This is a genomic window from Priestia sp. RMT2NF4 (assembly GCF_047872835.1).
In the GTDB taxonomy this organism is placed as follows: Bacteria; Bacillota; Bacilli; order Bacillales; family Bacillaceae_H; genus Priestia; species Priestia zanthoxyli.
Window position 1 is genome coordinate 1,526,379 of record NZ_JBLQZO010000001.1, and the last position, 12,691, is coordinate 1,539,069.

Below are 12,691 nucleotides of genomic sequence, written 5' to 3' on the forward strand. Positions count from 1 at the left end.
AGGCTAATCCCCTCACTTCACCACCACTACAAATTGTTTGTCTTCAAATTTGAACATTTCCCCTAATTCATAGATATACTTCTTTTTGTCTAATTTATAATACTTTCCAAAATACAGCGTTTTTAAGTTAATACTCATATCTAGACTTAAATCTTTTTCATCCGCTTCATCACCGTCTAAGCATGAATATAATTCCATGTGACAGCCCTCTATCAGCTGTTCTTCAATATAAGTAAACAGCTCTCTTATTGATTTAGGATGTGTATCACAAGATAATTCGTAGATATATGGCAAGGTGAATACGTGCTTGATGTCGCTATACCCGTCGGTTAAACGATTAATACTAATACCGTACGCATCTTCTTCTTTTTCATAGATTGTAATTATCTTTTCTTTCTTTGAATTTCGATTAAAGGAAGAAACTTCGGATAAAGGCACCAGCGTTTCTTTTGTGCCAAAACTTCCTGTAGGCAATTCATAAGGAGATCCTATATAGTGATGTACAGTCATATTCGTCACTTCTCTTTCTCTTTGCTTATGTAAAATACTATTATTCTATCACTCTTATTAAGATTACATACAAATACAAGGAAAATATGTATAATAAAACCAGGAGGTGACAACATGAAAAAACTACTGCCTTTTCTATTTCTAGCGGCTCTTTATTTGTATGACTCTTCATACAATCATACTGCTTTTTTACATAAACCGGTTGTTTCTGCGTTTTTATATGTAGCTGCTATTTTTGCCTGTGCGCTACTGCTTGTAAATGTAAAAAAAGATCGAGCTGTTTAAATAAGGAGATTACTATGAGCTATAAAATTGTATTCTTTGACGTAGATGGAACTCTTACTCATCACGAAAACGGGACTATTTCCACCAAAACTCGAGAAATTGTAAAAAGTTTAAAGCACAAAGGATTAAAAATCGTAGCCGCTACCGGAAGGCCTTTATCTCTCTGTGAAGAAATTAGAGAATTGGGTATAGATACGCTCATTACCGCGAACGGAGCGTTTACTGTACACGATGAAAAAGTTATTCATAAGCTGTCCATGGATAAGGACGTTGCGCACGAAGTCTTTGAATACGCAGCCTCGCAAAATCACGGTCTTTCATTTTATACAAAAGAGCTCAGCATGAACGGGATTAAAGATGATAATATTTTAAAAGCCCTGAAGGAAACGCTATCGCTCAGTGATTATCCTCAAATTAATGAGCGTATTTATGACGAAGATATTTATTTAATGTGCTTGTATGCCAATGAGGAAACCGCCGAGCAGTATGCACAGCGATTTCCTCATTTACTATTTAAAAGATGGCACCCTTTTATCGTAAGTGTGCTTCAAGAAGAAATCACAAAATCGGTAGCTATCCTGAAGGTCTTAGACTATTTTAACATCCATCAATCCGAGGCTATTGCATTCGGAGACGGAGAAAATGATATTGATATGATAGAATTAGCCGGCCTTGGAATTGCGATGGGCAACGGATCTAATAAGTTAAAAAGCGCCGCTGATTTTGTAACGAAGAAATCGGGTGAAGACGGTATTGAATTTGCTTTAAAAAAATTCAAAGTCTTATAGAAAAGCAGCACGCTTGGATAAGTCATCTAAGCGTGCTGTTTTTTTATCTCCATAAATGCTTCAGGATGTAGCTCCTCCGATTGAATGACAATGGCAGTCATACCTTCTTCACTTCCCGACATATGCCATTCTCCTTTTTCCCACAGTGCCGCTTCTCCACGTTTAATCGAAATTCGCTTTTGGTCCTCTCCTGTTACCCACCCTTCACCTTCGACTACGATAAATAACTGAGGTATAGGCGCTTCGTGATATCCTACGGTTCCTTCTCCGTCTATATACATATAACCGATCGTAGCTGCTTCGTTTGTTTGAATCATTTTTACGTAAGTAGCTAAATGCGACTGATATTTTTCTACTTTTTTGCCATGTTCTTTACTAAAATTATAGATTTTCAATGTACACCTCTTCTTTGTTCATTACGATTTCTTATTTATTTTTACTGCGTTTAAGATACTCAGGCGTAGACACAGACTCAACAAATAAAGCACCGTCTAGCTGGTCACGCGGTACAAATAAAGTCGGCATAGTACCGCTTTCTAAAAAGATCGTTTTAGTAAATATCCATTTGTTGTCTGAGTTTTTTTCAACCTGTGAGAAATCGGTAAATAAAGCCGGTGACTGCACTTGATGCATATAGTCCTCTAGACTTTTTTTCGGCGGCTTCTCTATTTTGTATGGCTGCCCTGTATCCGTATGTATTTCACCTTCATACATAAATAAGCCTAAGTAATAAGACTGTTTTTTTATTTCATTAGAGACAATTGCTCCTAGAGGTTCAAATCCCGTAAACGTTTTGTATTGTTTAAAGATATGAAGGTTATGGGCCCAAATAATAATTTTCTCGTCAGGATACAGATCTTGACAAACCCACTCTAGATTTTCTTTCATCCTTTTTTCTCTTACTTTTTTATACGTTCGGTGGTTATGGTGAATATGGTTAATAAAATACAAGCGATTTTGCAGGCATCGAATAATCATTTTAACCTTACATACAAGCTCTTGATTTTCAAGATACAAAACGTATTCTTCATGTAGATAGGCTTCTAAATCTCCTATCACCGCGCTTACTTTTTCTTTAAACTCTTCAAACTCACGTAGCATTTCTGCTGGGACTTTTTTTCTTTTTGCTTTATATTGCCCTAGCTGGTAGTACCATTTATATACGCCTGCTTCAATGTATTCTATCTTTTCTATTACGTCTTCAGACACTACGGGACTCAGCTGCTGAACAAATTTTACGAAAAGATCAGGATTAGAAGAAGGGTTAATATCTGTTCCTATTAAACTTAAATCTGATTTTTTCATTAGCTGAAACAAGGGCATATTTTCCTTTGTGGCCCATAAAGAATAAACGGCGTTTTTTAAAAAGGCTTCATCTGTAAACTCTTTCTTTAACTCGTTAGCGCTGTAGCATTCCGCTAAGCCGCTCTCAAATGCCAGTACGGTAAAATTCATTTCTTTATGTAGAAATTCTATTATTTTTGACTTCATCATATTATGTTCTCTTATGTTATGACCGTTTTCCCCTAACCACACAATTCTCTTATCTTTTACGATATGACGGAGAAATTCAAACTCTTGCAGCTTACATTCAGTTGGTTTGCTTAAATGGATTGAGTTTTCAGATAGCCATTCTATAGAGTTTAAATACTTCTCTTTTCATTTTGAAAAAATTCCCATTCCTATCCCCCTTAACTATGTTACCTATTACTTCCATTTTACTAAAATACAGCTAGTACTTCACTATTTATGTCCGGTAACTAATCAACAGCAAAAAGACCTTATAGATATCTCTATAAGGTCTTATCTTTCTAGAATTCTAGATCAGCTCATCCCGCTTAGCTTTCTCCAAACGTTCTTTGACTATTTTTTTAAACGCATGTGGATTATCTACGCGAATGGCGACCTGCTGGTATTTCTTTTTAATTCCCATAAAAAGCGTCGCCTCTACTGGAGACTTTAGTGTTAGTAAAAGATCAGAATGAACGGTTTCAAAATCGCGTGCGATAAATTCAATCGTGGTGCTGGGTATTTTTTGTTTCAGGGTGTGAGTGTCTTCTATTATTTCTTCAATATCTTTAAAAGAGATTTCCATACGCTTAGCTAAACCAAATGAAATGTATATGCGATCATCGTCCACTCGTAAAGGGTTAAGCCTTAATGCTTGAATATCTCCTATAAAGAAAACAATACTATAAATATTAAGGATTAGTAAAACGATTGAAAGAGTCATAGACGTGTTGTGAAGCAGCCAGTGAAGTCCTAATGTTTCAATAACAATCGCATGAATAATCATAATTTGAAACGTGATAAAACTTGAGCGTTTATACAGAGTAAACGTATTCTCTTCAGTACTCGGCTGCTTCTTCCACGTTCCAAACGCATAGTAAAACATCAGCATTTCTGAACACAGTACGTGTATAAACGGTTGTTTGGAGAACTTTTCGTTTACAGCCCGTGAAAAGGAAAATAACAGCGGTAAAGAGCTTGATTTGATCCTTCTTAAAATAGGCGGTACGTTGTTGACTAGCATAAATAGCAGTGAAAGTTCAAACAAAATAAGTAGTCCTTCTATGCCAACTCCTAGCCACATAACCGACTGAAAAGAAGCCAAGTATTCACTCGGAATGATAAAACGCGCAGCAATAAGGCCTGTAGCCATTAATACAATAAAGTATTTTAGACTGAACTTACGCTGCCAAGCTAGAAATAAGAGCGGAGCCACAAGGCTTAAGTCTAAAATAGAACCTACTACTACTCCGTTGAAATCAGCAGGCAACGACTGAAGTCCAAAAGAAGAATGATATAACACATAATTCGAGCTTATCACTAATAACAACAAGAAAAGAGCAACAAAAGACACTGTTTTTTTATGAAGAACCAAATAACCCACCTCACTTTTAGTTGGTGAAACACAAAAATTCCTGTTACTTCCATTTTACCAATAGATTTGATTTAAGTCACTTTGTAGCGTGACATTGTGTTATAAAATCCATTTAAAGATATCCACTCTTCTATAGCGATTCTTATATACAAATAATTTACAATGTAAAAAGAGTTTGACATTTATGGAACTGATGCTACAATAATAAATGTAAAATACTTTTTACATTTATTATAAGGAGGAGTAAGAATGGATTGGGTTAAAATTGTGTATTCATTCATCCTGTTAGTTTGCGGAATTTTGATTTTTGTTTCATCATCTTCTCGAAAAGGTGATGAAAGAAAGAAGTTTATCAGTACGAAGGCTCAATCATACGCATTTGTGGTAGTTATAGGTATGCTGATTTTAGAAGTTATAGAGTCCATTTACCGGACTTTTCAAGGGAAAAGTTCTTATGATGGCATTGGCATTTCGCCATTAATATTTCTAACAATGATTTCAGTTATATATTTGATAACGTTTCTTACCTACAGAAAAAAATACGGTGATTAAATGAAAGCTCACAAGTAAGAAATAAAGAAATTGAGCTCATATTTTCTGGTGAAACGATAAATATAACCTCACTTTATAATTAGCCTCTAGATGACATCGGACAGTAAATGAGCTTGTTATAAGTACTTTTATTAAAAAGTAATAACTAGACCTCCTACTGAGGTTTTTTTTATGCACTCTTAAAATAAAACATCTCCCTTAACTAAACTCAGGAGATGATATTATAAACGGTGAGTTCATTAGCGTTTTCTCACTCTCTATTCTGTTTCTCAAGTAAATCAATGATTCTATCATTTTGCTTAACGATTGTTTTTAGCTTTGCTTCTAATGAACACAAAGTAATAAAAACGGCTATAAATCCTATAACGCCATAAAACATAACGGCTTCTCCCTTGTTGCAAAATAATCAGCCATATACGTCCTACATCTCAAAAAAGCTATGTCTTTCCACTTTACACACTCTAAGCGAAAACGTTTGATACCATTCTGTTTTTCCTTTGTGCTGGGCTGCGCGGTGAGCTGAATGTTCTTTCCATATTTTGATTGATTCTAAGGAATCCCAGTATGAAACGGTAATGCCTAAATCTTGATCTCTGGCACTTTCTATTCCTAAAAAGCCTTTTTGTTTAGATGCAAGCTCCACCATTTTATCTGCCATTATTCCATAACCCTTCTCACCTTCCGTTCTTTCAGAAGCAAAAATAACGGCATAATAAGGCGGTTCGGGGGTTTTAGCAATTCCACTCATATTGATTTCCTCCTTTAGACGTCATATTAATAATAAAAAAGTATAAATGCATAATTAATTTTTCTATTACCTTTATCTTCTTTTAGTACTATTTTTATAAATTCCATTATAATACCTTTTTAAGTTTACCTATACAAAATGTAACATTTAATAGTATATAAAGATAAATATTCCATTTATATGATATAGTCTTTATAAGTAAGTAATAAACAAATAGAAATGGAGTTTCAACATGAGGAACATAAGCAAGATAACAACGGGGACCCTTACAATCGCTTTGGCGCTTGGATTAATGGGGTGCAGTCACGCACGTTCAAACAATAAAAGCATAGATGAAACCGAAGCAAAAAAAGAGCTGACCATAGAGTTGAAATTTCTGCAAAACGAGTGTGAACGGTTAATCAATAAAGATGGAAAATCAGACGATAAAACGTTTCAAAGCTACAAAAATGATTTTAACCTGCTGTCTGCGTCTATTAATAGTACGTCAAAAGTAGAAACACAAAGTGATAGCGAGCTAAAAAAAAGCATAGCCCACTTAGCAAAAGACGTAGATACTTTAACAGAAAAAGAGTATGTAACATCCTATAAAAAATTCAATTCAAGCAAGACGATCTATGAAGTTACGCTCATGAACAATATGCATGACGTTATAGATGCAACAAAAACTTCGGAAGAAAGCAGTAACGTGTTAGACTCATTTGATGATCAACACTTTCATTCTTCCGAAGCACAAATAAAAAAAGATATGGGGCCTGCGATTAATCATATCAACACCGCATCTAAATATAAAATAGAGCTCATGCAAGACGAAATCCAAAAGCACCGCGATAGTTTCACCAAGCTCCAGCTCGAACAATTAAAAAAAGCCACTCATAATTTTGATTTGTCTCTTAACGATCAAATTAAATCGATTCAATCCTATAAACCTATAAGTGGAGATTATAATATAAGTAGAAACTTTCGCTATAATTCCTATGATAAATATACAAATGCCTGTGTATACATTACTGACTTTGAATCTAATTTAGGAATTGCCAAGGCCGGTGATTTTTAAAAAAAGGCTCTCTATAAAGTACTTTTAGAGAGCCTTTTTGCTGTATTCATTACAAACGCGATTTCTTTATTTCTAGCGTTCTATAAATATTTTCTTCTCATGAGCCAGATAAAGCATCGCGTACATCCTAGGAATATCGAGGTTATATTTCATAAATAATAACCAAAATAAGGGTTTTAAGAGAGCTTTATAGCTCATTTATCGCGTAAGGAAACCTTATTGTTTGATACATCAACTAATAAAGAGTAAAGTTTTTCTATAATAAAGGTTAAAAGCGAAAGGATGAGTAACATGTTTAAAGACGGTTATGTAAAAGTAAATGATGTAAATCTTCATTATGTAACAAAAGGTGAAGGCGAGCTTATGCTGTTTTTACACGGATTCCCTTACTTTTGGTACACGTGGCACCATCAGTTAGAAGAGTTTTCCAAAGATTATCGCGTGGTAGCTGTAGATATGCGAGGCTATAACTTATCAGATAAGCCAGAAGAAATTTCTTCTTACAGCATGCCCATTCTAATGGAAGATGTAAAACAGCTAATTGAAGCATTTGGTGAAAAAGAGTGTGTGCTAGTGGCGCATGATTGGGGCGGCGCTGTTGCATGGGCATTCGCTTATACATATCCGCAGTATGTCAAAAATTTAGTGATGTTTGATGCACCGCACCCTTACACCTTTATAAGAGAGCTTGCTGAAAATCCTGCTCAACGAGAAGCAAGCAGCTATATGAGCTTTTTCCAACAGCCAAACTCTCAAGATGAGCTACTCGCAAATAATAGTGAAAAGCTAAGAAACATGCTGACGGAACCAGGCATTAAAAAAGGCTATTTAACAAAAGAAGAAGAAACTAAATATGTAGAGGCGTGGAACCAGCCGAATGCGATGAAATCCATGCTTAACTACTACCGTGCGTCTTCACTTTACCCGTTTGAAGACCGCGTTCATAAACCTGTAGCACTGCCGCATAAAGTATTCAAATCTCCAACTTTAATTGTATGGGGAAATGCGGACGAAGCGTTTGAAAATAGTAATTTAGACGGCATTGAAGAGTACGTTCCAAATGTAACAATCCACCGCTTAGACGGTGTGGGACATGCTCCTCAGCATGAGCAGCCAGAAAAAGTGAATGAATTTATGAGAGAGTTTTTAAGCAAATAAACGAGAGAAAGACTGCAGAATACGGTATACCGCCGTTTTGCAGTCTTTTTTTAAATGCTAAAAGCTGATTTCATTTATTTTTTACATGATTGGTTTATTTTTCAACGTTTTAACAAGTGCATACCGGGTATAAATTTTACTGTACAGATGCAGTCCCCCCAAAGGAACATGTACATTTCTTTCTTACTTACCCTTTTTGGAACTCTCTTTTTTGAGGGTTCTTTTTTTACGCATTTACTCTTTCCTTATCGGAAGAACAATCTTAAATAATGCCCCTCCCGTCTCTTTATTATCGACCGTGATGCTTCCTCCGTGGTTTTTCACAATGGAATGAGCAATATAAAGACCTAACCCTAAGTTTCCGTGGCCGCTTGTTCTCGACGCATCTTCTCTGTAAAACTTTTTAAACACCTGCTCTTTGTTCGATAACGCAAAGCCGGGACCCGTATCATTTATTTCAAAGATTACTTCGTTATGATGAATGACGGTATTCCACCCTATCTCCCCTCGTTCAGGCGTGTAGCGAATACAGTTTGTAATGATATTATCTAGCACTTGAGAAATACGCTGAGGATCTCCGTAAAATTGACTTGATGCTTCTGTTTCACTAACCGAAGATAAAAAGGCAATCTCTTTTTTTTGACATAAAAGCTGAAACTCGTCTGTTTTCTCATGAACAAATGAGATTATATCGATTGGCTCTCTCTTTACGGTAAAGCCCGGATTTTCGATTACAGATACTTCTTGCAGCTGATTTAATAGCTGAATCGAACGCTGTGTATTTGTGTAGATCGTATGTAAATATCGATTAAGCCTCTCCGGGTCTCTTTTGCTTCCTTCTACTAAAATTTCCGTATGTCCATGAATAATCGTAAGAGGCGTTCGTAAATCATGCGCAATCGCAGCCGTCATATCTTTGCGGTCTTCTTCTAGCTGCCACTGTTTAGCTAACGATTGCTTTAATTCTTTTCGCATTTCTTCAAAGGCATGAAGCAGCTGACTTAATTCTTTGGCGTCTTGAGTGACGGACAGCGAAAAATCTAAATTATTATGCTGAATATTTTTAGCTGCGGTCATCAGCTCATTAAAAGGCCGTTCAATTTTTTTGCTAAATCGTCTTCCAAACAAATAAGCAAACAAATAAAAGTAAAGAAACGGGCTGGCTAGCGATACAAATGTGACAAGCGCAACGATCCATTTAATATTCGGATTAGCAGAAGCCATATTTAATTGATATCTTAGCGCAATCGCCCCGTTTACTTCGTCTTTTGAATTAAAAAGCGGATAAACTTTTATAATATATTTACCTGAGCGGATATTGGTATTGACCTGAGAGTAAAAATCCCGTTTATTTTTTATGTATGAAGTGGACATGGACCCATACACAATTTGCCCTTTTTTATTTATAATTTGATAATCCATTCCTTCTAGCGGAATCACCGCTTCTGCTTGGTTTTTAGCATCTCTTGAAAGGAGCGCATCTTCTTTTTCTTTGACGAACTGAAGAATATCAGGAATTTGTTTTTCATAGTAATTTGCTGGATTCAGTGCTCCAGGCATAAGAAACCAGTTTACTGCAATCACAATGCCCCACGTTAAGAGCGTCGCAAGCAGGCTGTACAGTAAGATTAAATGAAACGATAACACAAACTGCGCTTTTAATGTTGCTCGGTTCATCCATTTTTTTATTTTACCCATTTGTAGCCAATGCCCCAAACGGTTGAGATGTAAGGCGTTTCGTCATATTTTAATAGTTTTGCTCTAATTTTCTTTACGTGTTCCGTAATCGTAGACGAATCTCCTTCCGCGTCGTAGCCCCACACCTTTTCATACAGCTGCTCGCGTGTAAAAACCTGACCTGGATGAAGAGCGAGGAAATGAATGATCTCAAATTCTCTTGAAGTAAACGGAATTACTTCATTGCTATGTAAAATTTGATAGCCATTTAAATCAATGGTTAACTCTCCAAAGTGAAGCCTGTTATAGGAGTTACTGTTAATTCTCTGCTCTCGGCGCAGATGGGCGTAAATGCGGGCTTTTAGTTCTTTCATGCTAAAAGGCTTAACTAAGTAATCATCTCCACCCACTAATAGTCCTTTTACTCGGTCCTGCTCCGTTTGTTTAGCGCTTAGAAAGATAATGGGGCATGATATGCTTTTTCGGATCATTTCACAAAGTGCAAAGCCGTCCATGCCTGGCATCATCACATCCAGCACAATTAAGTCTGGATTTATTTTTAACTTTGTTAACGCTTCTTGCCCTTCGTAAGCAAACACCACCTCATATCCTTCATCTTGGAGCGCATCTTTCATAAAGGAAATAATGTCTTTTTCGTCGTCCACTAGTAAAATTGTTTGCTTCATCTCCATCTCACCCTACCCATTCCTTCTTTTTCCATACGAATAGGTTTATTATAAGGCTAATAAGCAAAATTGGAAATAATAGGTTCACTAAAAATTCAGAGTTTGGCCTGCTTAATTCATGAAAAACAGAATCGGTTACGGAGAAAAAGAAGCTTAGTTTATCTGACACATACACACTTCCAATTAAAGCACCAATGGTTGCGACGTAAGATAAAATGGAATTAGGCATAAGAACACTCAGGATACTCCCGATACTAATAACTGCTATAAAGATGCAAAAACAAATGCCGTAAAATTTCAACGAATATAGTAACGCCCCTAAAGTCCCTAGCGTATGTCCGCCTAAAAATGTTGTTTCATTTACATGAGGCATAACCATTTTCCCAAGGCATGTCCCCACTACCCACGTAATACAAAGAATAATAAAAACTAGTAAACATTGAACCGCCCACTTTACAAAAAACAGCTTCACGCGATGGTGCGGTCGAATTAGTACCATGCGCAGAGCTCCCGACGTATACTCGCCGTTAAAGCTATCTGCCACAAACATAGGAATGACAATAAACGTAATCGCAAAGGATAGGTCTCGAAGAAGCAGCGGTGCTGAATTTAAAGAATCAATTTTTACGTCATGAGCCGCATCAAAAAATGAAATGCCTCCCCTTTGAAAGAAAAAGAACCAGCTAAAAGCAAGTAACCCTATGTACACACCTAGTACCACCGCTGTCTTTTTCCGTCTAAACGTTCGCTCTAATTCACTGACAAAAAGTCCTGTCATCATGTCTTCTCTCCTTTTATAAAAATGATTCTTTTTTTCGAATCGCTGCATATGTTAAACTGCTAAAAAACAGAACATAAAAACCTAACACGCCGAAATTCCAGCCTACAAACTGCGGTTTCTCTGCCATCATGACTGTGATCCCCTGCCATTGAATCATCGGTACGGAAGTAAAAAACAGCTGTCCAAAGAGCTCTTCACTCATCCACTGTCTAAACCCTCTTAATAAAGTAGGATACGAAAATGATATTAGTATAAAAGCAACCCCAATTCCAACAGCCGTAGTAGTCGTTTTGCTGATAACAGAGATAAAAAACAGCACGCAGCATATTGCAATCGTCGTTAAATAGGCATACCCATAGAATACAAGATTATATACTAGCGCTTCTTTTATGTTGAAGACATGGCTGTGATAAAACACAAAGTAGCTTTGCGGATGTTCAAACATTAGAAAGCCTATCGCATAGCTCACACAGAAATACGTGATAAAAAACAGTAAATTAAACAGCAGAAGCGCTATGGCCTTTGCGATGATAATTTCTTTAAACGAATACGATCGGATCATGACCATTCTCAGCTGTCCTGATCGGTACTCTTCAGTAACAACGAGTGTAATAAAAACTAAGAACATGGCATTAAAAACGGTAAATAACATTTCGACTAAACTCAGTACAGGGAAGTTTCCCGCAAACGTATACTGTGGTAAATCGACTGTGAGTGCTCCATTTTGTTTTTGGAGATAAGAAGAAGCAACTAACAGCACAACAGGAACTAATAAAAAGGTCAGCCACGCCACTTTTCGTTTCCAAAGTCTTTCCCACTCCGCTACTAACAGCTCCTTCATTGCGACACCAGCTCTACAAACGCATCTTCAAGATTTTTACCGGATGCTAACTGATCTAAAGCGCCGTCCCACATTAGCTCTCCTTCTCTCATCACCACAATTTGATCACATACTCGCTGTAATTCATCCAGTAAATGACTAGAGATTAAAATCGTTTTGTTATAGTCACGTTTTAAGGTAAAAAGCAGCTCGCGCAGTTCACGTACGCCCATTGGATCTAAGCCGTTGGCTGGCTCATCTAGTATTAATAAGTCCGGGTCGCCTAGGAGCGCTTGAGCAATACCGAGTCTTTGCTTCATCCCAAGAGAATACGTTCGAACTTTATCATTTTCTCTGCCGGTTAATCCCACAATATCAAGCACTTCTTTCACTCTTTGCTGCCTTTCTTGTTTTGTCGAAAATGTATGCAGTCGAGCTAAGTTTGTCAGGTTTTCTTTTCCCGTCATATAAGGAAAAAAGATGGGTGACTCTACGATCGCACCAACGCTTTGCAGTGCTTCTTTTCTTTGTGAAAGAATGGTTTTGCTATTAATAAAAACTTCTCCCCCAGTTGGCTTAATTAACCCCGTCAATAAACGAATTAACGTCGTTTTACCAGCTCCGTTTGGCCCTAGCAGTCCGCATATTTCTCCTTCACCAATTTGAAACGATACTTCTTTAACTAAGTGACGACGTCTCACTTTTTTTGAAACGCTTCTTACCTCTAAAATAATATTTTTCATAT

The 12,691-nt window shown here is 36.7% G+C and carries 15 protein-coding genes; 5 read left to right on the forward strand and 10 right to left on the reverse strand.

Annotated elements, in window-relative coordinates:
* Positions 1 to 12: 12 nt before the first annotated feature.
* Positions 13 to 510, reverse strand: a complete 498-nt coding sequence (locus ACMX9J_RS08160; protein ID WP_098627626.1) for a hypothetical protein — start codon at positions 508 to 510, stop codon at positions 13 to 15.
* 114 nt (positions 511 to 624) lie between these two features.
* Between ACMX9J_RS08160 and ACMX9J_RS08165 the strand changes: the two genes are divergently transcribed.
* Together ACMX9J_RS08165 and ACMX9J_RS08170 are read left to right on the forward strand one after the other, a co-directional pair.
* Entirely contained in the window at positions 625 to 795 is a 171-nt protein-coding gene (locus ACMX9J_RS08165; protein WP_016766569.1) for a hypothetical protein, read from the forward strand.
* Between the two features lie 14 nt (positions 796 to 809).
* Positions 810 to 1,583, forward strand: a complete 774-nt coding sequence (locus ACMX9J_RS08170; protein ID WP_033580202.1) for a Cof-type HAD-IIB family hydrolase — start codon at positions 810 to 812, stop codon at positions 1,581 to 1,583.
* Between the two features lie 26 nt (positions 1,584 to 1,609).
* Here ACMX9J_RS08170 and ACMX9J_RS08175 read toward each other — a convergent pair whose 3' ends face one another.
* The 3 genes from ACMX9J_RS08175 to ACMX9J_RS08185 all read right to left on the reverse strand — a co-directional run bounded on the left by ACMX9J_RS08175 (position 1,610) and on the right by ACMX9J_RS08185 (position 4,467).
* Positions 1,610 to 1,978, reverse strand: a complete 369-nt coding sequence (locus ACMX9J_RS08175) for a cupin domain-containing protein (RefSeq protein ID WP_098334287.1) — start codon at positions 1,976 to 1,978, stop codon at positions 1,610 to 1,612.
* A gap of 31 nt (positions 1,979 to 2,009) precedes the next feature.
* Positions 2,010 to 3,077: an erythromycin esterase family protein gene (locus ACMX9J_RS08180; RefSeq protein ID WP_416225619.1), complete on the reverse strand. Its 1,068-nt coding sequence runs from the start codon at positions 3,075 to 3,077 to the stop codon at positions 2,010 to 2,012.
* A gap of 325 nt (positions 3,078 to 3,402) precedes the next feature.
* Positions 3,403 to 4,467 (reverse strand): beta-carotene 15,15'-monooxygenase, encoded by a 1,065-nt coding sequence (locus tag ACMX9J_RS08185; protein ID WP_416225620.1) that lies wholly within the window; start codon positions 4,465 to 4,467, stop codon positions 3,403 to 3,405.
* Positions 4,468 to 4,716: 249 nt separating this feature from the next.
* On the opposite strand from ACMX9J_RS08185, the gene ACMX9J_RS08190 reads away from it, so the two are divergent.
* Positions 4,717 to 5,019: a hypothetical protein gene (locus tag ACMX9J_RS08190; protein WP_028414656.1), complete on the forward strand. Its 303-nt coding sequence runs from the start codon at positions 4,717 to 4,719 to the stop codon at positions 5,017 to 5,019.
* Between the two features lie 421 nt (positions 5,020 to 5,440).
* Here ACMX9J_RS08190 and ACMX9J_RS08195 read toward each other — a convergent pair whose 3' ends face one another.
* Positions 5,441 to 5,767 carry an antibiotic biosynthesis monooxygenase family protein gene (locus tag ACMX9J_RS08195; protein WP_034268400.1) on the reverse strand — a complete coding sequence of 109 codons (327 nt, stop codon included), beginning with the start codon at positions 5,765 to 5,767 and terminating at the stop codon, positions 5,441 to 5,443.
* 232 nt (positions 5,768 to 5,999) lie between these two features.
* Here ACMX9J_RS08195 and ACMX9J_RS08200 point away from each other — a divergent pair, with 232 nt between their 5' ends.
* A complete protein-coding gene (locus tag ACMX9J_RS08200) occupies positions 6,000 to 6,824 on the forward strand; it encodes a hypothetical protein (protein ID WP_416225621.1) in 825 nt (274 codons plus the stop codon).
* Between the two features lie 291 nt (positions 6,825 to 7,115).
* The gene (locus tag ACMX9J_RS08205) at positions 7,116 to 7,982 is read left to right on the forward strand and encodes an alpha/beta fold hydrolase (protein WP_416225622.1); all 867 of its coding nucleotides are present in this window, start codon (positions 7,116 to 7,118) and stop codon (positions 7,980 to 7,982) included.
* Positions 7,983 to 8,216: 234 nt separating this feature from the next.
* On the opposite strand, the gene ACMX9J_RS08210 is transcribed toward ACMX9J_RS08205, so the two are convergent.
* Genes ACMX9J_RS08210 through ACMX9J_RS08230 form a run of 5 tightly spaced genes read right to left on the reverse strand, consistent with a single transcriptional unit; the run spans position 8,217 to position 12,689 of the window.
* On the reverse strand, positions 8,217 to 9,680 hold the full coding sequence (locus ACMX9J_RS08210; RefSeq protein WP_416225623.1) for an ATP-binding protein: 1,464 nt from the start codon (positions 9,678 to 9,680) through the stop codon (positions 8,217 to 8,219).
* Positions 9,668 to 10,345, reverse strand: a complete 678-nt coding sequence (locus ACMX9J_RS08215) for a response regulator transcription factor (RefSeq protein WP_033580353.1) — start codon at positions 10,343 to 10,345, stop codon at positions 9,668 to 9,670. Before ACMX9J_RS08215 ends, ACMX9J_RS08210 begins: the two co-directional genes overlap by 13 nt.
* Positions 10,346 to 10,352: 7 nt before the next feature.
* A complete protein-coding gene (locus tag ACMX9J_RS08220) occupies positions 10,353 to 11,126 on the reverse strand; it encodes an ABC transporter permease (RefSeq protein ID WP_221817645.1) in 774 nt (257 codons plus the stop codon).
* A 13-nt stretch (positions 11,127 to 11,139) separates the two neighbouring features.
* On the reverse strand, positions 11,140 to 11,967 hold the full coding sequence (locus tag ACMX9J_RS08225) for an ABC transporter permease (protein ID WP_416225624.1): 828 nt from the start codon (positions 11,965 to 11,967) through the stop codon (positions 11,140 to 11,142).
* Positions 11,964 to 12,689: an ABC transporter ATP-binding protein gene (locus tag ACMX9J_RS08230; protein WP_416225625.1), complete on the reverse strand. Its 726-nt coding sequence runs from the start codon at positions 12,687 to 12,689 to the stop codon at positions 11,964 to 11,966. Before ACMX9J_RS08230 ends, ACMX9J_RS08225 begins: the two co-directional genes overlap by 4 nt.
* Between the last annotated feature and the right edge of the window lie 2 nt (positions 12,690 to 12,691).

Excerpts from the sequence above, each read along its gene's own strand:
- ACMX9J_RS08165 (WP_016766569.1), top strand. The coding sequence starts at position 625 with ATGAAAAAACTACTGCCTTTTCTATTTCTAGCGGCTCTTTATTTGTAT.
- ACMX9J_RS08230 (WP_416225625.1), bottom strand. The coding sequence starts at position 12,689 with ATGAAAAATATTATTTTAGAGGTAAGAAGCGTTTCAAAAAAAGTGAGA.
- ACMX9J_RS08195 (WP_034268400.1), bottom strand. The coding sequence starts at position 5,767 with ATGAGTGGAATTGCTAAAACCCCCGAACCGCCTTATTATGCCGTTATT.
- ACMX9J_RS08220 (WP_221817645.1), bottom strand. The coding sequence starts at position 11,126 with ATGATGACAGGACTTTTTGTCAGTGAATTAGAGCGAACGTTTAGACGG.
- ACMX9J_RS08170 (WP_033580202.1), top strand. The coding sequence starts at position 810 with ATGAGCTATAAAATTGTATTCTTTGACGTAGATGGAACTCTTACTCAT.
- ACMX9J_RS08205 (WP_416225622.1), top strand. The coding sequence starts at position 7,116 with ATGTTTAAAGACGGTTATGTAAAAGTAAATGATGTAAATCTTCATTAT.
- ACMX9J_RS08215 (WP_033580353.1), bottom strand. The coding sequence starts at position 10,345 with ATGAAGCAAACAATTTTACTAGTGGACGACGAAAAAGACATTATTTCC.
- ACMX9J_RS08180 (WP_416225619.1), bottom strand. The coding sequence starts at position 3,077 with ATGATGAAGTCAAAAATAATAGAATTTCTACATAAAGAAATGAATTTT.
- ACMX9J_RS08190 (WP_028414656.1), top strand. The coding sequence starts at position 4,717 with ATGGATTGGGTTAAAATTGTGTATTCATTCATCCTGTTAGTTTGCGGA.
- ACMX9J_RS08200 (WP_416225621.1), top strand. The coding sequence starts at position 6,000 with ATGAGGAACATAAGCAAGATAACAACGGGGACCCTTACAATCGCTTTG.
- ACMX9J_RS08210 (WP_416225623.1), bottom strand. The coding sequence starts at position 9,680 with ATGGGTAAAATAAAAAAATGGATGAACCGAGCAACATTAAAAGCGCAG.
- ACMX9J_RS08160 (WP_098627626.1), bottom strand. The coding sequence starts at position 510 with ATGACTGTACATCACTATATAGGATCTCCTTATGAATTGCCTACAGGA.
- ACMX9J_RS08225 (WP_416225624.1), bottom strand. The coding sequence starts at position 11,967 with ATGAAGGAGCTGTTAGTAGCGGAGTGGGAAAGACTTTGGAAACGAAAA.